The 21,145-nt window shown below is 39.7% G+C and carries 19 protein-coding genes; 9 read left to right on the top strand and 10 right to left on the bottom strand.

What is annotated here, in order from left to right:
* Window positions 1-504 precede the first annotated feature (504 nt).
* Complete coding sequence (locus NIES592_RS09220) at window positions 505-1,854, top strand: pentapeptide repeat-containing protein (protein ID WP_062245704.1); 1,350 nt, start codon at window positions 505-507, stop codon at window positions 1,852-1,854.
* Between the two features lie 233 nt (window positions 1,855-2,087).
* Here the strand turns inward: NIES592_RS09220 and NIES592_RS09215 are convergent, their stop codons facing one another.
* Window positions 2,088-2,918: an acyl-CoA desaturase gene (locus NIES592_RS09215; RefSeq protein ID WP_062245706.1), complete on the bottom strand. Its 831-nt coding sequence runs from the start codon at window positions 2,916-2,918 to the stop codon at window positions 2,088-2,090.
* Window positions 2,919-3,110: 192 nt separating this feature from the next.
* Between NIES592_RS09215 and NIES592_RS09210 the strand changes: the two genes are divergently transcribed.
* From NIES592_RS09210 to NIES592_RS09200, 3 genes are all read left to right on the top strand, one after another.
* The gene (locus NIES592_RS09210) at window positions 3,111-4,316 is read left to right on the top strand and encodes a TetR family transcriptional regulator (protein WP_073555570.1); all 1,206 of its coding nucleotides are present in this window, start codon (window positions 3,111-3,113) and stop codon (window positions 4,314-4,316) included.
* A gap of 413 nt (window positions 4,317-4,729) precedes the next feature.
* Window positions 4,730-4,930, top strand: a complete 201-nt coding sequence (locus tag NIES592_RS09205) for a hypothetical protein (RefSeq protein ID WP_062245711.1) — start codon at window positions 4,730-4,732, stop codon at window positions 4,928-4,930.
* The gene (locus NIES592_RS09200) at window positions 4,930-5,166 is read left to right on the top strand and encodes a hypothetical protein (RefSeq protein WP_073555569.1); all 237 of its coding nucleotides are present in this window, start codon (window positions 4,930-4,932) and stop codon (window positions 5,164-5,166) included. The genes NIES592_RS09205 and NIES592_RS09200 overlap by 1 nt, the downstream gene beginning before the upstream one ends.
* Window positions 5,167-5,297: 131 nt before the next feature.
* On the opposite strand, the gene map is transcribed toward NIES592_RS09200, so the two are convergent.
* Together map and NIES592_RS09190 are read right to left on the bottom strand one after the other, a co-directional pair.
* Window positions 5,298-6,059: a type I methionyl aminopeptidase gene (gene map / locus NIES592_RS09195; RefSeq protein WP_009756788.1), complete on the bottom strand. Its 762-nt coding sequence runs from the start codon at window positions 6,057-6,059 to the stop codon at window positions 5,298-5,300.
* Window positions 6,060-6,065: 6 nt separating this feature from the next.
* On the bottom strand, window positions 6,066-7,049 hold the full coding sequence (locus NIES592_RS09190; RefSeq protein ID WP_073555568.1) for a Gfo/Idh/MocA family protein: 984 nt from the start codon (window positions 7,047-7,049) through the stop codon (window positions 6,066-6,068).
* 427 nt (window positions 7,050-7,476) lie between these two features.
* On the opposite strand from NIES592_RS09190, the gene NIES592_RS09185 reads away from it, so the two are divergent.
* Window positions 7,477-7,779: a ferredoxin gene (locus tag NIES592_RS09185; protein ID WP_009756786.1), complete on the top strand. Its 303-nt coding sequence runs from the start codon at window positions 7,477-7,479 to the stop codon at window positions 7,777-7,779.
* Between the two features lie 499 nt (window positions 7,780-8,278).
* Here NIES592_RS09185 and NIES592_RS09180 read toward each other — a convergent pair whose 3' ends face one another.
* Together NIES592_RS09180 and NIES592_RS09175 are read right to left on the bottom strand one after the other, a co-directional pair.
* A complete protein-coding gene (locus tag NIES592_RS09180) occupies window positions 8,279-9,730 on the bottom strand; it encodes a Ni/Fe hydrogenase subunit alpha (RefSeq protein WP_073555567.1) in 1,452 nt (483 codons plus the stop codon).
* Window positions 9,731-10,012: 282 nt separating this feature from the next.
* On the bottom strand, window positions 10,013-11,644 hold the full coding sequence (locus tag NIES592_RS09175; RefSeq protein WP_073555566.1) for a SpoIID/LytB domain-containing protein: 1,632 nt from the start codon (window positions 11,642-11,644) through the stop codon (window positions 10,013-10,015).
* A gap of 182 nt (window positions 11,645-11,826) precedes the next feature.
* Here NIES592_RS09175 and NIES592_RS09170 point away from each other — a divergent pair, with 182 nt between their 5' ends.
* The 4 genes from NIES592_RS09170 (at window position 11,827) to NIES592_RS09155 (ending at window position 14,296) form a co-directional block, all read left to right on the top strand.
* Window positions 11,827-12,090 (top strand): ParB N-terminal domain-containing protein, encoded by a 264-nt coding sequence (locus NIES592_RS09170; protein ID WP_016872129.1) that lies wholly within the window; start codon window positions 11,827-11,829, stop codon window positions 12,088-12,090.
* Between the two features lie 84 nt (window positions 12,091-12,174).
* Window positions 12,175-12,654, top strand: coding sequence for a Dps family protein (locus NIES592_RS09165; protein WP_062245724.1), 480 nt, complete (start codon window positions 12,175-12,177; stop codon window positions 12,652-12,654).
* 373 nt (window positions 12,655-13,027) lie between these two features.
* Window positions 13,028-13,681 carry a nucleotide exchange factor GrpE gene (grpE, locus tag NIES592_RS09160; RefSeq protein ID WP_062245726.1) on the top strand — a complete coding sequence of 218 codons (654 nt, stop codon included), beginning with the start codon at window positions 13,028-13,030 and terminating at the stop codon, window positions 13,679-13,681.
* Window positions 13,682-13,942: 261 nt separating this feature from the next.
* Window positions 13,943-14,296 carry an STAS domain-containing protein gene (locus NIES592_RS09155; RefSeq protein WP_009756779.1) on the top strand — a complete coding sequence of 118 codons (354 nt, stop codon included), beginning with the start codon at window positions 13,943-13,945 and terminating at the stop codon, window positions 14,294-14,296.
* A gap of 77 nt (window positions 14,297-14,373) precedes the next feature.
* On the opposite strand, the gene NIES592_RS09150 is transcribed toward NIES592_RS09155, so the two are convergent.
* The 5 genes from NIES592_RS09150 to cysC form a co-directional block, all read right to left on the bottom strand.
* Entirely contained in the window at window positions 14,374-15,510 is a 1,137-nt protein-coding gene (locus NIES592_RS09150; RefSeq protein ID WP_073555565.1) for a PP2C family protein-serine/threonine phosphatase, read from the bottom strand.
* A 294-nt stretch (window positions 15,511-15,804) separates the two neighbouring features.
* A complete protein-coding gene (locus NIES592_RS09145) occupies window positions 15,805-16,593 on the bottom strand; it encodes a DUF1350 family protein (RefSeq protein ID WP_062245730.1) in 789 nt (262 codons plus the stop codon).
* 1,116 nt (window positions 16,594-17,709) lie between these two features.
* Window positions 17,710-18,453: a hypothetical protein gene (locus NIES592_RS09140; protein ID WP_073555564.1), complete on the bottom strand. Its 744-nt coding sequence runs from the start codon at window positions 18,451-18,453 to the stop codon at window positions 17,710-17,712.
* A gap of 655 nt (window positions 18,454-19,108) precedes the next feature.
* A complete protein-coding gene (locus NIES592_RS09135; RefSeq protein WP_073555563.1) occupies window positions 19,109-19,888 on the bottom strand; it encodes a tetratricopeptide repeat protein in 780 nt (259 codons plus the stop codon).
* Window positions 19,845-20,450, bottom strand: a complete 606-nt coding sequence (cysC, locus tag NIES592_RS09130; RefSeq protein WP_073555562.1) for an adenylyl-sulfate kinase — start codon at window positions 20,448-20,450, stop codon at window positions 19,845-19,847. Before cysC ends, NIES592_RS09135 begins: the two co-directional genes overlap by 44 nt.
* Window positions 20,451-21,145 lie beyond the last annotated feature (695 nt).

The raw sequence follows: 21,145 nt of genomic DNA, 5'->3' as shown, positions 1-21,145 counted from the left end.
TGATTAATCTTTTCCTAAAAAATTAGCTGGTTTATCTATTTATGATTCACTAAATGAATAATCAATTTAGTAATTAAGCAATGAAGAAAATGGTTGTCAAAAATCAAAAATTTGGATTTATATCTCAGTGTAATAATGTCACTTTATTAGCCCGAACTTAAAAATAGTCTTGGCAAATTACTGAAAACCTGAAATATGTAGGTTTAGGCAAAGCGCTAGTCAGTACTGATGATAATACTTAATAAATAGTATTTTTTGTTATATTCTACTTAAAAAACTTAAGTATATTCACAAATTGTTAAATCAGAATGTCAAACAAAGCGATCGCAACACGGGTGGGGATTCTTCTGCATCCAACACTTCAGTTGTTCCACGACTTAAAACCGATGGGTTTTCTGCTTTTATTGTTGTAATGGATAAATAAACGAAAATTCATACTGCCATAGTGCAACAGCTACTATAGGACAGCTGTTGATCTGAGAATGCTGGTGCGAAAATATATCTATGTCGATTGATTCCAACTCATCCCAAACCCCAAATCCAGAATCCATAACAGAACAAAACTTGCAGCCAGATGATTTTGAAAATTCATCTAACGGTGATTTGACTTCAGATGAACTGACTAGACAGCAAGCCTTAGCTGCCATTGCCTCATTACAGTCTCCGCAAAACACATCTGCTTTACTACAAGCACGTTCCACAACTAAACCAGTTTCTAACAAAGCTGTTGTTGTTAAACCAAGGGCTTTGTTGCTGGTAGTAGCCGCGATCGCGACTACTATCATCGGACTTGCCATCAATAACTGGATTGTTGGCATTGTGGGAACCATTGTCACTTTGTTATTATCTGTAGCTGTAGTTTGGCCTTGGTTGGAAGAACTACAAAAAGAGTGGTTTTCAGCCCAAGAGCAAACCTTAGTACTTGGTTCATTGGGGATTATAGTAGCGATCACTGGTTTAATCAAATATAGCGGCCTTGCTAATTACCTTGTTTCTGTAGGACGCAAAATTAACTGGGAAGCCTCTGGGACACTAGCGGAATGGTTTGGTGCTTTAGGACAAATTCTCATAGCCATTATCGCCGTTTACATTGCCTGGCGACAGTACATTATTTCTAAAGACCTTACTATTCAGCAAAACTTGCTCACTGTTCAACAAAATCTTATTACCCAGCAGCAGACAATAGATTCTTATTTTCAGGGTATTTCCGATCTAGTATTAGATGAAGAAGGATTATTAGAAGATTGGCCTCAAGAAAGGTTACTAGCAGAAGGACGTACTGCGGCTATTCTCAGCAGTGTAGATGGTAGTGGGAAAGCAAAAATACTGCGATTTCTATCTCGTTCTAAATTGCTTTCACCTCTAAAACGTGACAGCCTGCTTGGTCGAGCTATTCTTGATGGTACAGGAGGTTACTGTGAAGACCGACTTCACGGTGTGCGCGTCATTGATTTAGGTGTAATGCTTGCAGGTGCAGATCTTTCTGGTACCGATCTGCGGTGGACTGACTTAAGTGAGGCTAATCTTGTCCGTACTAATCTCAGCCAATGTGATCTAGTTAAAGCTAACCTCAGTCGTAGCATCTTATATGAAGCTAATCTCAGTGGTGCTGACTTAAACGGAATTCGTTTGTTCTATGGTTCAGTAGAAAATGCAACTCCTCGTAGTCGTACCCATCCACCAAACTACAAAACTGGTGAATACACAGGTGCTGTCGTCGAAGATGCAGACTTGAGTGATGTCCAGCGCCTGTCTGAAGCCAACCGATACTACTGCTGTGCTTGGGGTGGGGAAAAAACCAGAGCTACAATTCCTCGTGGCTGCGAAGGTATTCCCAATAAATTGGGAAGGTAGTTAGTAGGTAATGGGTAATTCGTAATGGGTAATTGGGCGTTGCTGAATCAAGATATGAATTTACAATTCACGGGTATGATCAGACGTAGAGACGTAGCATTGCTACGTCTCTACAATGATTTGGCATCGAACTACAAAAATGTATGCACACATAATTCATGACCAAATTCAGCAACGCCGGGTAATTGGTAATTGTTATTAGCCATCAACCACTATCCACTAACCATTAACCACTAACTATTAACATTTACTTTCTTGGCTAATCCCAGAGTCTGCAAAACTTTAATTGCCCACCAAGTCATATCTACTTCCCACCAAGACAATCCAGCTTTGGCTAAATTTGGATGAGCATGGTGATTATTGTGCCAACCTTCTCCATAAGTTAGAAGTGCTGCCCACCAAAGATTACGAGAGTTATCATTTACTTGAAAATGACGATAACCACGCAGATGACTTGCAGAGTTAATTAGCCAAGTGCTATGCCAAAGCAATACTGCTCGTAGAAACACACCATAGACAACAAAAGACCATCCTCCCAAAGCATACAAGAGGATAGCAACAGGAATTTGTAATAGCAAAAAGTAGCGATTTAGCCAACGATAGAATGGATCACGGTCTAAATCAGAAGCAAATTTTTTGTACATTTCATATTCAAAAAACTCTGGACGCGGGTAAAAAAGCCACAGCATATGACTCCACCAAAAACCACGTCGGGAGGAGTAAGGGTCTTTGTCTATGTCTTCGGTATGAAGGTGATGTAGTCGATGTCCAGCCACCCAAAAGATTGGCCCTCCTTGTAAGGCAAGAGCGCCCAAAGTTGCGATCGCATACTCCAACCACTTCGGTACGTGCAAACTTCGGTGAGTCAAAAGTCGGTGATACCCTAAACAAATACCGATGCTGCCAAATAACCAATGCAGGAATATGGTTATTCCCAAAGCAGACCAAGAAAAACACCAAGGAGCAAGCAGTGCTAGGGCGTGGAACGTGCCAAAAAATACCACGCTAGTCCAACTCAGAGTCAACGGTTGTTTGTCAACAGCCGCTGTTGAGTGTGTAGTCATAAAATTTTTCCTTTGACGTGAATACTGTAAATCAACCAGTGCCAAGCTTGCCAAGCATGTACTGGTTATTGCATCCCCTGTGTCAGCTGACAAAGACAGCTAAACTAGGAATAGAGGATGCAAGTGCTACTTACATGCCTAAGTCTAGCAAGAATAAAATTTAATTGCAAGTGTTACTTGCATTTTTAACTTATGTCTAATCAAGTCATTTCTACTCGACAAAGAATAATAAATGCAGCCAGATCACTATTTGCGACACAGGGAGTCACCGAGACTACAACAAAGCAAGTTGCAGAATTAGCAGAAGTGAATGAAGTGACACTATTCCGGCATTTTGGCAATAAGCACGGGTTACTGCTTGCAGTAATTTCGGAATCACCAGTCTTTCAAGAACTGGATGAGTCTTTAAAAATTCAAGCTAGCCAACCAGGTAGTGTTTACCAAGCGCTGAAAAACTATTGTGAAGATCGCCTACAGGCTTTAGAAAAAGTCCCAGATCTGGTGCGTTCTGTAGTTGGTGAAGCAGGAAATTACCCTTTAGAAAACCGTCAGGCATTAGGACGCAGCTTAACTCAAGCTAATCACTATGTTGCCGAATATTTAGCAACAGTCATGGAACGTGAGCAATTACATACCCATTTACCAGCTGATAAGCTAGCAAGCTTACTCAATAGTATGTTGGTGGGGTACGCTGTGATTGAATTTACCAGCGAATTTCACCAACTTTGGGTTGACAGAGACGAGTTTTTAGAAAATTTGGTGGCGCTGTTTTTGAAGGGAGCAACAAACTCTACAAGTTTAGGAGAATCTATTTCTACAGAAAAGGTGATAGATTTACCAGCAAATTTAGTTCACCTGATTTTACAAAGAGCCAAAAAATCAGGACTGCGAGATTATGCCTTAATTTATATCTTGTTTGCAGCAGGTTTATCTGCATCGGAAATTGCGAATTTAGAGCGATCGCATCAAATCAACAATGCGAATCAGCACTTATTACAAATCACTCAAGGTACTCCTCGACAAGTGCCTGTGAATCAGTGGATTATGGGTAAGCGCTATGGCTCCTATACTCGCAATCCCCTAACTCAATGGCTCAAAAGCCGTAAAGATGAACATGCAGCGTTGTTTCTCAACAATGAGGGAATGCCAATATCTGAGGAAGAAATACAGAGAATTTGGCAGATATTAACTGAAGGATTGCTGACACCAGAAGGACAACAGCCTGCCATTGAGCAAGCTCAACAAACCTGGTGTGTAGAAATGCTGATGAAGGGAATGAATTTAGAGCAGATGAGTCTGATTACTGGTTGGAATTTAAGTAAGCTACAACCCTATGCTCGTAGGTCGAAAGAGAAATTGGCTTTAGAGCAAGCAATTCGCCTTGATCATAAAGTGTAGATTTAACTGATGGAGTGAGGGGCAATCATGTTGCAGATAATTTGTTTCTGGTTGGAAGTTGCCAGTGAGCCAGAGGAGCTTGAACCCTAACAGAGGAAGATTTGGGTTAATAGCGATCGCACAGTGAATGATGGGTAGGGGTGGATCATATCATGGGCAAGTAGACTGCGGATTCCTGGCTCACCTCGATTTAGTATTATCGATATAAATTATCTTTGTGTCTATGGCAAAAATGTATATTTTGAGTTGGTTAAGCAATGCAGCAAAATTTTCTGGTTCAGGAGTAGCTACATTGCTTGCAGTCTAACACTTTGTTGCAATAGACAGAGTAACATTTTAGCCCCGAGAATGTTGGGTGTCGTTCCTCAACCCAGCCTTGTATATTGAGGGAAGTAGTAGAGGTAAACAGTAATATGTCAACCATCGAAGAAATTGAAGCAGCTATTCTAACACTTTCGCCAGAAGACTTTGAGCATCTAAGGCGGTGGTTCTTTGATTTGGATTATCAGCGTTGGGATGAGCAGCTAGAGCAAGATATTGCAGATGGCAAGTTAGAAGCCTTAGCTCAAGAAGCGATCGCTGAATTCAAAGCGGGACAGTGTCGAGAGATGTAATGCATTACACGACACGACGATTTTGGAAGTGTTACAACACTTTACCTGAAAACGCGCAGAAAACTGCTGATCAATCCTATGAGTTGCTTAAAGCCGATCCGTCTCATCCATCGTTGCATTTCAAAAAGATTGGTAACAAGTATTGGTCAGTTCGCGCAGGGCTAGATTATCTGGCTTTAGGTGTCGAAGTAGAAGGTGGCATTTCCTGGTTTTGGATTGGAACTCATGCAGAGTAAGACAAATTAATCGGTAAGTTGTAGCACAGCATAAATATGCTATTAGATCTCTCCAGAAATGGTAATTTTTTAGTCCGTTTTAACGGACTTTGCTTATTAGCCTGGAACTAAAGTTCCGGGTGTACTCAGGGCTAGGGAAGGGTTAGAATTTCCACACCATCTTCTGTGACAGCAATTGTATGCTCAAATTGGGCCGAGAGTTTGCGATCGCGTGTTAGAGCAGTCCAGCCATCACTTAAAACCTCAACTTCCCAAGTACCTTCATTGATCATCGGTTCAATAGTAAATACCATACCAGGTCTCAATACTCTGCCTTTGCCCCGTGTGCCGTAGTGGGGAATATCTGGTGCAGTATGAAAAACATTGCTAATCCCGTGTCCAACAAAGTCTCGCACTACAGAAAAACCCTGTGACTCAGCATATTCCTGAATCGCAGCACCAATATCTCCAATGCGTGCGCCTGGTTTCACCTCAGCAATACCCCTGTCACGACACTCCTGTGTCACCTCGACTAACTTTTTAGCAGTGGGTGAGGGTGTACCCACAAAGAATGTCTTGGATGTGTCACCGTGATAACCATCGACAATCAGTGTCACATCAATATTGATAATGTCACCATCTTTAAGAATCTGCTTGGCATTAGGAATACCGTGACAAACGACCTCATTCACGCTGGTACAAATCGACTTGGGGTAGCCTTTGTAACCAAGAGGCGCACTTTTAGCCCCATGAGCTTGTGTCCACCGTTCTGCTTCATCGTTGATTTCCAGGGTGCTAACTCCTGGTTTCACCATTGGTTCCAAATGATGTAAAAGTTCGGCTGCCAAGCGACCAGCCTTACGCATTTTCTCTAGTTCTCTTTGGGATAGGATGACAATAGTTTGATTTTTCATATAATTTTAATTATCATTAACAACCACGGTTAGCCCCGTTTCGGCAGAACGCCTCGCAGCATCGGCAACCTTAAGAGTATACAAGCTTTCCTCTGGGGTAACATACAACGGAGTACCATCAAAAAGATGGTCTAACACCATACTTGTATCTTTAGCAAATAATCCTCGGCGAGTGCCAACCTCAATCGGTGTGGTTTCGTCTGCCTTGACTAAAACTCCAGTATTACCATCGAAAATTAGTCCTCCTTTTTCACCATGAACCTCAAACCTGCGTTCTGGTTGCCACATAGTTTCGCCTTTGGCATAGATCACTTGTGCTAGGAGTCCACTGCTAAAGCTCAACTGAGCGACACAGAAACAGCTTTGATAATATTCTGTTTCCCTTGCCCAAAAACGATTGTGACAATTAACAGTGAGAACTTGACCAAATAAATCAGTCAACCGGTGTATTCTGGAAAGCGCACCCATTAAGGGAAAACCGAAAAGTTCATGGCTGTAAGTCCATTTTCTGGGTGCGGGATACTCTGGTTTAATTGTGTTGTAGCGCACATAAAACCCTTGTCCCACTTGTGGTAAGTTGTGCTTCAGGGCTTGATGCACACCACCCAAAAGTTCGATGTGTTCTACGTGTAAGAGTTTATTTTGGATTTTTGCTAGGGCAATCAGTTCCTCAGCTTCTGCGACACTTAAAGCCAAGGGATACTCAACAATTACGTGTTTACCATGAGAGAGGGCTGATGCTGCGATCGCACCGTGATCTCGATTTACAGTACAAATGATCACCAAGTCCACATCATCTCTAGCCACTAATTCTGCCCAAGAATTCATGACTGTACAGTGAAATTCCTTAGCAAAGGCTACTGTTTTTGTGGGTGTATTTCCAGCAACAGCAACAAGGTGCGATCGTTCATCACACATTAATGCCTCTGCGCGTAGCTTTGCCGCATATCCAGTACCAATCAAACCAATACGCACTTTTGTTTTATCCATTTTTACTATTTTGAGGGCAAAGCAAATTAATCAAGGCAGAAGGCAGAAGGATTAAAATTAATACTTTATCTTTCACACTTCATCCTTATTTTCTTATCCAGTTGACTTATAGTCTAATCAGATATTAGTATCATGAGATTTTATCGGTTAATTAAACGATGTATTTACACATTCAAACTTTTTTTCCAAATTATAAAATTATCTAATAGTTTAACTACTAGGTGTTTACTTGTATAAGTAAAACTTATTTTTATCAAGTAACTAAATTTCATTACTAATCGGCTTGAAATTCCGGTTACATCCTTTTGTTTTTCTCGTAGTATCAGAAGTGAAGCAAAACATAACAAACGACTAATCCTATAGGAGTAGCCGGACTATTTGCTTCAAGATAACTTATACTGCCGCTTGCAAAAGAGAGGATTACTTCATGGCAACTTACAAAGTTACACTCATTAACGAAGCTGAAGGGCTTAATACAACTATTGACTGTGACGACGATACCTATATTTTAGACGCTGCTGAAGAAGCTGGTCTTGACCTGCCCTATTCTTGCCGTGCTGGTGCTTGTTCTACCTGCGCTGGTAAACTTGTATCTGGATCGGCTCCAGACCAGTCTGACCAGTCATTCTTAGATGATGATCAAATAGAAGCTGGGTATATTCTGACTTGTGTAGCTTATCCAACTGGAGACTGCACCATCGAAACCCACAAAGAAGAAGAACTCTACTAAAAATTAGGCGCCTCACACCTAAATCTCTTGCAAGAGTTTATCGATGTCCTAAAAATAGGGAAACAAAAAAGCAGCACAAACAGAAAACAAGTTGTCTTCTGTTGTGTCTGCCCTGAAAAGCTAATTTGGCAAAAATCCAAGTTGTGTATCTTAGCAAAACGGCAGGTAATGCATTTGCGTGCGTTCCTGCCTTATTGATTTGGTAGTTAGTGCAGCTAAAAAATTAAGTGGACAAAAAGCTTGTACAGTAAGCTTTTTACCTAAAATAATAACTGCCTTATTCTACTAGTTTAACAAATCGTGCGAGAAGCCCCATGTGTAGCGCAGCGAAACTTGGGGGAAGCGGGATGATAGTTTATAGTTGAGATATCGCTCTTGCCCTTAATACACTATCTGTCTTATCCAAGGATGAATTATTGCGATCGCCCAATTCATTTCAGGTCACAATTGAAGGCGAACACTCTGCATATAGATTGCTCAACTGAGAGGTTCTGTGCTGTTAATTCCGCCAAACTTCATTAATTAAATTTCCAGCTGCTCCTAGTAATTGAATATGTAATGGCATTTGTCCTGCTGCATGAGTCGAACAACTCAAACAAGGATCAAAAGCTCGAATTCCCGCTTCAACTCGATTCAACATCCCTTCAGGAATTTCTGAACCGTGAATAAAATGCCGTGCAATTTGCGCGACTGTACGATTCATTGCTAAATTATTCTGACCAGTGGCAATTACTAAATTAACTTTCTGAATTAAGCCGTTTTCATCAACTTGATAATGGTGAAATAATGTACCGCGTGGTGCTTCACTGACCCCCACTCCTTCTAATTGATTAATACCAGCATCGGCACGCAGTCGATTTGATAATAAATCAGCGTCATCTAGTAAAATTTCAATGCGCTCAATTGATGCCAGAATTTCAATTAACCGGGCGTAGTGATAGAAAAATGATGAGGTGACAGTGCCTTTACCTCTGTCTCTAAATTCTCTCAACTCCGCATCAGCTAATGGTGTACCAATATGACTGCAAATATTCAGACGTGCTAGAGGTCCTACTCGATAAATACCACTATCTAAACGACAATGGCTACTTTGGTCAGGATAACCCAGAGGACGATAGTAGGGAGACTTTAAATAAGAATCCGGTTGAACTGCCTCACCAATAAATTCTTGATAATGAGTTGGATCGAGTTTATCAGCAATAATATTTCCAGCGCTATCTACAAAACGAATATGTCCGTCGTAGTTCTCCCACAAACCCTCAGGAGTAACTAACCCCATAAATAAGCTAGGAAAATTCCCAAAGGTTTGCGCTTCTTTATCATAATTCTTCAGTAAGCCTTTAAATCTACCCAGTGCATCTAATACTATGGTGCGTGCTTCCGGGATGCGGTTGTGAATATGGGTGCGTCCTTGTTGGGATAAAGCTTCGCGGACACCACCAGGAACCGCCCATGCTGGGTGAATTTTACGTCCTCCCAATTGTTCAATAATTTCTTGTCCAAATTGACGTAAGCGGATTCCCCCACGGGCAAGTTCTGGTTCAGCAGCAATTAAGCCAAAGACATTGCGTTTTTGGGGATCGCTATCCATTCCCAATAATAAATCTGGGGCGCTGAGGTGAAAGAAACTCAGGGCATGAGATTGGATAATTTGTCCTAAATTCATCAAACGGCGCAGTTTTGCCGCTGCTTTGGGAATTGTCACCGCAAGGATGCGATCGCCTGCTTTGGCGGAAGCTAACAAGTGACTCACCGGACAAATGCCACAAATGCGCGCTGTAATTCCTGGCATTTCCCACAGTGGACGCCCTTCACAAAACTTCTCAAATCCGCGAAATTCTGTTACGTGAAAACGAGCATCGCTAACTTGTCCTGTATCATCTAGGTAAATAGTGATTTTGGCGTGTCCTTCAATTCGGGTAACAGGGTCGATAATCACTTTTTTGATCATAATTTTGTTGCTCCAGATGCCCGCTATAGTTTTTGCATCGGCTTACATTGTTAATGTATTAGCTTGCAAAAATAAAGATACTCCTCCTTTAAATTTGTTCTATCTGAAGGCCTTACCTGTTCAATTCCTCAAATCTGGGGCTGTCTTGTCGCTCCTGAATGTTACACCTATTGTTATAGGTCACAAATTTGAGGAACTTGTGAGTTTATATGCAGTGTATTGTCCATGACAGCAGTTTTTATGTGAGGGAATACAGCCTAGCTATTGCACCTACAACGCGGTTCATTTGAGACTTGCTGTTGTATGTACAGAGTTTGAGTTTGTTAATTTAATGGTGTTGTTAAGGACTTGAATTTGAGTACCAGGATAGTAAAACTCGAGTATTTTTGCATTCGACCACCCTAGTTTAGCTAAGTGTTGTGCGCCTGTTTGACTCAAACCTACTCCGTGACCAAGTCCACCGCCAACAAAAGCATATCCCCACAGCCCTGGTTTTCCTTTATTTAGGGGTTGCAAGTAAAATAATGTACTAACAGGGGCAGCAAAAGCACTACGGACTTCATCTTTATGTAAGTAAAATGTACCAATATCAGTATCAACTGCAAGTTTGAGAATACGTCCGCTTCTACTGCGTTCTACTACTTTCATCCCCTTAATGGTTTTAAATTTGGCATAAGGACTATTTTTGACTTTCAGAAATTTTTGTAAACCTTTAGCAATGTCTTCTAGTTTAGTTTCTCTACGCCACCGAAAAAGATCCCACTCGCTTTCATTAAAACCTTTTTTCAGGCTGATAAACCTCTGGAAATTATTTTCATCCGCGAGACTCTGCCCAGTTAAGTTCCAAATATTACTGGGAGAATCAATTACGGGTTGCAGATAAGGACGGTCATCTCCATTCCAAACGTCGCTAAAAGCAGCCGTAATACCACCAGTAGTAGAAGAATAAAGAGCGTCTACCAACTCATCATTGTAAGTTAGTACCATACCCCGTGTAGTAGCGATCGCCCGGTCTGTAACGGCAGTGGCTCCCTTCAATCCATAATATACTTGACAGTGAGTGTCAGCACACAATTGATACCCATCTGCTTCAAATCTATGTATATTCCGCAAAGCATAGGTACGAGCAATAATTGCTTGTGCTTCCATTGAGGCTTTTGGAGCTTGTGTACCTATTTCATAGGGTACTACTCCACGTAAGTATGTTTCTAAAGGTACTTCATTTACTAAGGTATAAGTACCATAAGCATTTGACTGTAACTGTAAACGCCCGGCATAAAGTCGAGCATTCTGCGGTTTCTTACCTTCGTTTACCTTAATTAAATTTTTATCGCTGTCAATTTCTACATAGTTACGACTGTAACGCTTGCCATCTATTACCCAGCTAACTTGTGGCACTTGTTGCAAGACTCTTGTAGAAATAAATACTTTTTTCTTGCCAGCAGCCTGCAAGCTTTCTAATAGTAAGCGACGTAGCAGAGGAGTGCTGTAAACATCCCGTTTTGCCCATACTTGCCAACGTTCTGGCTGAGTTATTTCTACTTCTATACCCTTGGCACGCCAGTTTCTGGCGCTATCTTCAGCTGTTTCATAAGTGCGGTAGGTTCCCAGCACTAACCGTTCCTCAACTACTGGTTGCGCTAACGGTCGCATTGTCACTTCCAACTTCACTGGTTTGTTTGTAACCAGAGTTTGCTGCTGATTATTACCTTTTTGAAATTTGAGCCGCAAGCGATCGCCCTCTGTGGGTTCGAGTAGTAACTGCTCTTTCGGATCATCTCCAAATCGCTGTACAATCCCGATCCTCAGTTCTATGTCATTTGCCAATCCCTCAGGACGCGATGCAGCCGTCAAGCCCAATAAACAAAATGTTGTCAGTACAGTATACGAACAACGCCAAAGCAATATTTTCATACAAGTAGATCCGCAGCCAGTGTCATCTTAAATTTAGACGACGAATTTCTTTTGTAGTTTAGTAGCTTTATAAGGTTATTTAGCTATTAATGTTGGCTACATTTTAAACTCTTTTAACAATCCACTTGCAATATAAACTCATAACGAGTATGATTTATATAGGTAAGCGAGAGATAGTAACTATGGTAAGAGTCCAAGAAATACCTTTAAATCAGATTAGGCGACCCTTGCCACGCCAAAACGATCCCAACAAAGTGCAAGCCTTGATGGAATCAATTCGTGAAATCGGGCAGCAAGAACCGATAGACGTTATAGAAGTAGATGGACAATACTACGGCTTTTCTGGCTGCCATCGTTATGAAGCTTGTCAACGTTTAGGCAAAGAAACAATTTTAGCCCGAGTCCGCAAAGCACCCAAGAGTGTACTAATGAAGCATTTGGCATAAAAGTCATTTATCCTTAGTAATTTGTCATTGGCATCAACAAATGACCAATGACAAACAACCATCAACTATAACCAGGAGAAAACTATGCAATCTCTACCAGTAAACATTGGTATTGACGAAACCAATAGAGCAAAAATAGCTGAAGGATTGTCTCGTTTACTAGCTGATACGTACACTTTGTATCTGAAAACCCATAATTTTCATTGGAACGTCACTGGGCCAATGTTCCAAACATTACATCTCATGTTTGAGCAGCAGTATACAGAATTAGCTATGGCAGTTGATCTAATTGCTGAACGTATTAGAGCGCTTGGTTATCCAGCGCCAGGAACCTATAGCGAATTTGCTCAACTCAGTTCAATACCAGAAACCTCCGGAGTACCTAAAGCTACGGATATGATTCGCTTACTAGTAGAAGGACAAGAAGCCGTCGTACGGACTGCAAGGTCTATTTTCCCCATAGTAGAAGAAGTAAACGACGAACCCACAGCCGACTTATTAACTCAACGGATGCAAGTGCATGAAAAAACTGCTTGGATGTTGAGAAGTTTACTGGAAGAATAGTTAATAGTTAGTAGTTAGTGGGTAGGGGTATATCCTACGAGGAGCCTATGAGCGTGTCTACGCCCGTACAGTGATCAGTTATTAGTTGATAGTCGTTAAGGCGTTGCTGAATTTGGTCATCAATTATGTTTGCATACATTTTTGTAGTAGAGACGTAGCAATGCTACGTCTGGTCATACCCGTGAATTGTAAATTCATATCTTGATTCAGCAATGCCGTCGTTAACTATATCGCCGTAAGTCCAAGATGCAGCAATCTTCTGTGAAGTTGGAAGCCCACACTAACCTGACGGTACAGTGTGGGTAGTTCACCAGATAACTACCAACTACTAACTACTAACTACTAACTACCAACTACCAACTAGTATGTGAAAATGCCCCAAACTGATTTCACCCAAAAGTTACAAGATTTAATGCAACGAGTGGGCATTTTGAGTTATAAGACACTCAGTCGTACTGCTGGCGTTTCCGAACGACAAATTTTGCGGCTGCGGCGGCTAGGAGTCGAGCAGATGCGCCTAGATGTGCTGCTCAAGCTGTCGCAAGCACTCCAAATATCATTACAGGAATTAGTGGCAAATTTTTCTGGGCAAGAATTATTACCCAATAAAGCCACACCACCTCAAGAATTATTGCAACAAATCACAGATTTAAAAACAGAGTACGATCGCCTGCAATTACAACTACAACAGCAGCGTTTAACTTTGCAGCAAGAGTTCCAGCAGTCAAATTTACAACTGCTGGAATCTTTGTTATTGCAATTTCCCACAGCAGCCCACAAAGCGCGAGAAAATCCCCAGTTGAGTGCTGTCAACATTATTCCGTTGGTAGAAAAACCCCTAGAAAGACTTTTGCAGCAGTGGGGAATAGAAGCGATCGCATCTGTAGGAGCAGAACTACCCTATGATCCCCTGTTGCATCAATTGATGGATGGTATTGCACAACCAGGAGATATTGTTAGGGTACGCTACATAGGTTATCGCCAAGGGGACAAGTTACTTTATCGAGCCAAGGTTAGTCCCTTATGAATGAAGAGTTGTTTATTAAGTGTTAGTTCTTTGCTTATTCCAACGAAGAAAATATATACCCACTGTTTAAGATGTGAGAATTTTTGGGAATACTAAATAAATGTGAATCAGATGTTGTATGTATGATGCAGCAACGTAACCTACAGTTAACTAGGCAAAAATTATAGTCTAAATATTTTGGATATGGCAACAAATGGTATTAGCAATTATACTTGGAGATGTCATGCTAAATTTAGGACATTATTCCAGTAGTAGGAAATGATGAATAATTCAGTCAAAGTTATTCAAATAGACGGAATTCTGGATTCTACTAAATCACAAGAGTTTCGCGATAAAATTACCGCAGAGCTAGAAAGCGGTGTCAAGACTGTATTAGTTGATTTCAAAGAAGTAACATTTATGGATAGTTCTGGTCTTGGTGCTTTGGTCTTAGCATTTAAAGCTTTGCGAGCAGCTAATACCAGACTAGCCATATGTTCTATTAATGAACAAGTCAGAATCGTATTTCAATTAACAGGCATTGATAAGGTTATTGAAATTTTTACCAATCAAGATGAATTTCATAGATCTATTAATAATCAAGATGATGTCAATCAATTTACCAATGAATTTTAGGGAAAAATTATATTTTTATCTATTATTTTTAATCTAATTACTAATGAAAATTAGTTAATATTTTTGAATTTAAACATCTAATCAAATTTCATTTGTAGTATAGATAAATCATCATCGAAAACTTCTTGGGAATTGACAGCCATCAATTGGTTGACTATTTGGTTAAGTTGGCAATTTTGAGGATGCTTTAACCCAACCAACATTTTGATAAAAGCATCCAAACCCCAAAGTGTGCCATCGGATTTGGTGATTTCGTAAACCCCGTCACTAAAAATATAAAGAGTGCTATTTTCTTCGATACTGCAAAAACCATCAACATATTTGACTTGTGGAAACATTCCGACTGGCATACCAGGGGTTCTCAAAAGTTTAACTTCAGCAGAATTCGTTGATTTAGGAGATAATAAAATTGCAGGTGGATGACCAGCGCTAGAATAGATTAATTGACGCTGGACACGGTTATAAACACCGTACCAAATTGTAAAGTATTTATCATTTTGGTAATTCATCTGAAAAGTATCATTTAATGCCTTTAAGACTTCACTGGGTTGGTAGTAATTAAGATTTTTAAGCGCGCGCGATCGCAGTAAATTAAGTACAGAAATTGAAGGTAGAGTTGCTCTCAGCCCATGCCCGGCAGTATCTAATAAGTAAATTGCCAGATAATCAGGGTCAAGCCAGTAATAATCCAAACAATCACCGCCTAGTTGCCGTGAGGGAATAAAGCAAAAATCAATACTAAATGGTTTGGTCATGGGAGGAGGTAACAGCGAGCGCACATATTCGGCTGCTTCTGCCAATTCTGCTTCTAAAATAAGCTTTTGATTTTGCAAATCTCGACTTAAGTGATGCAGGCGCAATCCCGCTCTTACCCGTGCTTGCAATTCATTATGCTCGATCGGTTTGGTGATAAAATCATCAGCGCCAGCATCTAAACCTTTAACGCGATCGGCAACTGAATCGAGAGATGTTAAAAGAATGAAAAATGTAGTGGATAATTTTGGATCTGCTTTGATGCGTTGGCAAACTTCTAGTCCACTCATTCCTGGCATAATCCAATCACAAATAATTAACGCTGGATCACCAGTACACGCCTGTTTAATTCCTTCCTCACCGTTGCTGACAGCAACTACTTCATAACCCTGTCTTTCCAGCATTCTTTTCAGCAATATCCGTACTGCTGGGTCATCGTCAATTACTAGAATTTGAAACATAGGCTCAAATAGAAGGCAGAAGACAGGGGATAGAGGATAAAGTGTAGGAGACAGGGAGTACCAGTAACTATCCTATTTCTTCTCAAACCTCCTGTTACTCCTCACTCTCCACCCTACGAGAAGCCTATGAGTGCGTCTACGGGTTCACGCTTACGCCCATGGGGAAAACCCCGAATCCCCCAAGACCGCACTGGCTTACCGCGCAAAGCACGTCTACATACTTCTCACACCCCTGACACTCCCCTCTTTAGCATGTATGGGGTGGTTTGCAATTAGTAAACTTCAAATAGCTAATTATAGCGGTGACGACAACGGATTAAGCCAAAAAAGTATGGTGCGTTTTAGTTGCTGTAGATCACGATATACTTCTTGTTTTAACCATTGTCCGATCGCATCCAAGGGATTAAAATCTTTACCTGTTTGCCATTTCACATCTTGTCCCAAAGGCGTGAGGTGATTTCCTGGGAGTATTTGTGTTGTCACCATTTCTGGAAAGCGGTTTTGCAAAAGTTCAGCCAGGGACGCTGATTGGTCAATCGTATCATTGTTAAATTTAATTAATAAGTTACGACGGACACTATATTTTTCCTGGATGAGTTGTTTGGTTTCCAAGGGTGAAGGGGTAAACTCAACAGCAAAGCTGGAATTAGACTGAAATGTAGAGTTGAACTGCTCTATCAAAGGAATTGCATCTCGTGCTGCATAATTGTTAAAAGAAATGAGGATATTACCTGCACGTTCTACCGGGAAAAGACTACCAATCAGTAAATGCAACTTGCATCCCATGCTGTGTCCGATTCCATAAATAGGAAGGTATTTTTTGCCTAACATCCCTCTGTCTTCTAAGCGTAGTAAAGTACGTTCAAAATTGAGCAGGGTCTGTTGGGCGATCGCTGTATGATCTAGAGTATTTATAAAAGGTGTGGCTACAATAACAAAGCCTTTTTCTGCTATGTTTTCCAATAACAAACGGTATGTAATATGGGGTGCGGTGGCAACAAATGCACCACCGAGGAAATGAATTATACCTGTGGGCTTTCCAGGAATCAATACCCAGTTACCAGAGATTTCTTTCCATTCCATGCTGATAGGCGATCCCTAGCTAATTCTATATAAATTTAGTTAACACTGTTTTATTTTAAATCGTTGAGAAGATTCCATACGCTGGGTAAATAAAGTGTATAACTATATGTATGATCATTCGATAGCACTGTCTAGACGATCATGCGATCGCTTTACTCGTAAGACTCGTAAGAATTATTTTAGAAACTGAGCTGAAGATGTGCTAGCGCTGAGTGTGATCTAATCCTGAGCTACTAAACATAACTAGTACTTATATACTGATGATAGCTTGATTATATTAACTTCCTGATACGTTTTCTTGATCAGGAGAAGGTGCTGAACTTCATGCTTTCTGCAATCTGCTGTTTTTTTTGGTGTTAATTAAAGATAAAAATTCCCGGATTAATCTCCGGGAATCCTGTAGTTTGACACTCTTGCACTTGATTTATGATTTCTCTACAATATCCGTTTTTAAATGTATATATCTGCCAAAATGCCAAAAATAACTGATGATTTGTCTAATAAATTTCATTTCGCACTTAAATATTTTATGGTAAAAGCAAATTAATTTGATAAGATTCCACGCATTAATCTCAGAATGTAATTGTTATTTCAATGTATTCCCAATAAAATACCCCTGTGGCTAAGCAGGGGAGGAATTTTTTACAATTCGCGCTAATTTTGTGCAAGAACCGATTGCTCACTTACTTTACTTTTTATCGAGTCCGAACTGTTGCCAAAATGCCAAAATAAAATCCTGTTGCTTCCCAAGGAATAGCCTTTACCATCATGGATGTCTAGATGGAGTATGGTTTAGCTGGTTAGCAATCAAATCTGCCACTACCGCGATCACCTTCATTATTTTTCATAGATGCTCCCTAACGATCCAAGGTTCTTCATTTCCATCTACAGAGAACAATAAAGCAAACAGGAAAATAGGAGAGTTAATTCACAAAAAAATCTGGTGCAAAACCATAAATTAGCTTTCCTATATTTCATAACAAGGATATTGATTTTTCTCAGAAATAAATGGAAAAAATTAACACTAACCTCAGATATTAGTTGGCATTATATTTAACACTTAATACTTGGTTATGTAGCGTTAACTACGAAGCAGTTTGTCTAGATGTATCAATTTTAATGCTGGTTCTGTAAACGTCTCATTTCATGTTGAACATCCAAGGCAATTTGTAAAGCTTCATTTAATAATTTTCCATGTTCACTAGCTTGTTCTGGTACTTGCATTGCTGTTAAAGTTGCCAAGTTATTCATAAATAGTTCCGAGTTACTAATAATAAATTTCCGATTTTCTCGCAAAATTCTCTCTGTCTTTAAAGCACGTATCAGATCAGCTTTTGTAAGTTGTAATGCTTCGATAACCTTACTTCTTTCTTTGATGGTTACTCCTAGATTACCGGCTGCTTCTATTTGGTCGTTGATATCTATTGCCTTAATAACAGCATTATATCTATCAACATCAATCAATAGCATCTCAAGGGAAGGTGTAATGTTAGTTTTGACTAGCTTCTTTTTCTGTTTCCAAATTAGATACAATATCAACTGTGTAATAGCAGCACCCACACCAACAAATGCAATCAATAAAATCCAAGATGGAAGAAATGTACCAATTATAAGACTTTTAGCAAGTATATCAAATACAAGATAACTAACGACTAATATAGTGATTCCGAGAAAAATTATAGTGGCTCCTTCTGGTCCTTTTGCTTTTTGTATAAAACTTTGTAGTGTTTGCTTGATAGGATTAATAATAATTACTAGTTCATCATTAACAGGTAAATTTGTTAAATATTGTAGTTCGCTTAGACTTATGTCTAAACCTTTTAAATCATCACGCACAGTTATTAAATCCTCGTGAAACATAGTCTTACTAAAATTATATGGTAATTAAACTTATGACATCTTTAGTGAATGAGAATTTGGCGAAAATGAAGTTTATCCTTCTTAGATATTCTAAGAAAGCTGAAAGCTATTAACACGTCTGATGCGATCGCATAATTTGAGTGTATTCCACTCAATAGTAAACTGCTATAGTAAATCTACAAAAACGTTATGTTATTGGAGAAGCGATCGCCCGAAAACAATAAGTAACCGGAAAACCCTCTCAAAGCGGAGCCTACAAAGGACTCGATTCAAACATGCAGCTACCACCATAAGTATAGAAAGCTATGCTCCGTAGGAGACGCTACGCAAACGCACAACCATAGTAATCACTCTCCAGCAAAAAAATAACCCAGCAGTGCTGGGTTCATTGATTCCGAAGTTAAAACCGCAAAGATTTAGTTAAAAAAAATGAAGATATACAAAGACAATACTAATAAGCATGTATTGAGTAGAGGTTTGCTATCTGTGTTTGGTAATAAACTACCTGAGGTTCAAACCTCAGGCTGATAAGGAAAGTCTTCGTGTATAAGACGACCAAGGAACTTTACTCCATTTTAATGGAGTTGAGCTATTAGCCTAGAACTTGAGTTCTAGTAGGATTTAAGGCTTACTGACATTGGTGCAAGAAATAAAATCAACCTTCTCGCCGTTGATGTTTGGCAAGATTACTGATCACCTCACCAGCTTCTTTTAATTTATTTTCTTGAATCAAAGTCTCTGCCAACCCCAACCGAGCCGCGGGTATAGCTGGGTTGAGTTTAATGGCTGCTTCAAATGCATCTTTAGCGGCTGTGTATTCCTCTTGTTCTAAGTAAATACGGCCCAACTTAATATAAGCAAGCACAAATTTAGAGTTCAAGCTCAGAGCAGTCTTGAGTTCCATGACAGCTTCTGATATCTTCCCTTTATTTTTATATGCTTCTGCCATCAGCAAGTGAGCCAAGGACATTTCAGGATCTAAGCTCAAAGCAAATTTCAATCTCTGTACAGCAGCATCATATTGCTTTTGTTCTATACACACTTGAGCAATACCCACCTGAGCTGGTGCAGACTTAGGATCTAAATTGAGAACATTCTCAAACTGTTCCAAAGCATGGCTCAGCTTACCCTGTTTTAGATAAACACGTCCAGCATTTAGTGGAGCTTCAGGCATGAGAGGATCTAACAACATCACTGCCAAAAAATGATGCAAAGCCTCTTGGTAATGCTTTTGTGTGAGATAGATATTGCCTACAGCTAAATGAGCATGAACTGAGTTGGAATTAGTTTCTAGAACTTTTGTTAGTTCTGCCAAAGCTTCATCATAACGTCCTTCCTTTGCCAAAGCAGCACCAAGCTGTAACTGCTCTTGCTCAGTTGTAAATGTTGGTTCATCTTGCTTCAACCGTTTGATGCTGGGAGTAAACTTGTACATAACCCCTCTCTTCTAGCTTCGCCAAAACTTTAGATACACTTTCTTCTAAGCTTTCTAAGTCAGTTCTACACTCTATGTCTGCATTTAATGGTGGTTCATAGGGGTCATCAATCCCAGTAAAATTCTTAATTTGCCCAGAACGAGCTTTTTGATAAAGTCCTTTGACATCTCTGCGCTCACATACATCTAGCGGCGCATTCACATAAACTTCAACAAAGTTGTCAATACGCTGCCGCATCTGTTCCCGAATATTTCGATAGGGTGAAATAGCCGAAACCAGTACAATTACACCATTACGAGACAATAGACTAGCAACAAAACCCACGCGGCGAACATTTTCATCTCGATCTTCCTTGCTGAAGCCCAAACCCTTAGTTAAGTTTTGGCGCACTACGTCTCCATCTAGAACTTCCACCTTGTAGCCCTGGGAAAGCAACACTTTCTCTAAAGCGCTGCTAATTGTGGTCTTGCCTGCACCACTCAAGCCGGTAAACCACACAGTGACACCGGAGTGTTGAAGTTTACTTATTGCCATACCATTATTGTTAACTGGCTGATTCATTACCTAATCCTTGGGGTTATTTCAGCAGGTTTAATATTTTGGTAGCTTTCAATACTTTGTGCTGTAGATTTACCAACACCTAAGATTTTAAAGATATTTTGACAAAAAGATCACACATACTTTAAAAACTAGATTTCAGTAATAGCATATACTATACCCTCAAACCGTTGTTTAAATTTTTTAGTTTTAGTAAAGTTTTCTTTAAGTATTTACACGAGAAAAAAAACTACTTTTAAAAGGAGAGCTTTTTATATATAAAAGTATTTATACGGTATGATTTATCTAGATTTTTAAATGTAATGTTATTTTGCTTCCTAAAAATCAGTAATCGTATCGTATTGAATTTTACAGAGATTCCCTATTCAATTTTTGAGTCAAAGTAAAAATTTATATATGACTAAAATTGTATAAAGCTTCTGTGAAATTAATTGACAATGTAATCAAAAAATTCTATAAATTGGACAATCACCGAAGTAAAAAAAAAAACTTAATATATGTAATTTTTAAGTTAAAAAGTATCTATTTTAACATTTTTATATACAGGTAAGTGCTTCTACCTCAGTCTGTTGTATATATCCAAAATCATGCTTTAGTAGCATCAATCAGGTTGCAACCAAAAATTTTTAGGCTGAAATTGTGTTCTTAAATAAAGCTACTTCACTTTGAGTTAAGACACATGGTTGAGCAACATGTTG

Origin of the sequence: Fischerella major NIES-592, assembly GCF_001904645.1 — a bacterium.
In the GTDB taxonomy this organism is placed as follows: Bacteria; Cyanobacteriota; Cyanobacteriia; order Cyanobacteriales; family Nostocaceae; genus Fischerella; species Fischerella thermalis.
The sequence above is the reverse complement of the archived record's forward strand: the minus strand, read 5'-3'. Positions and strand labels throughout refer to the sequence as shown.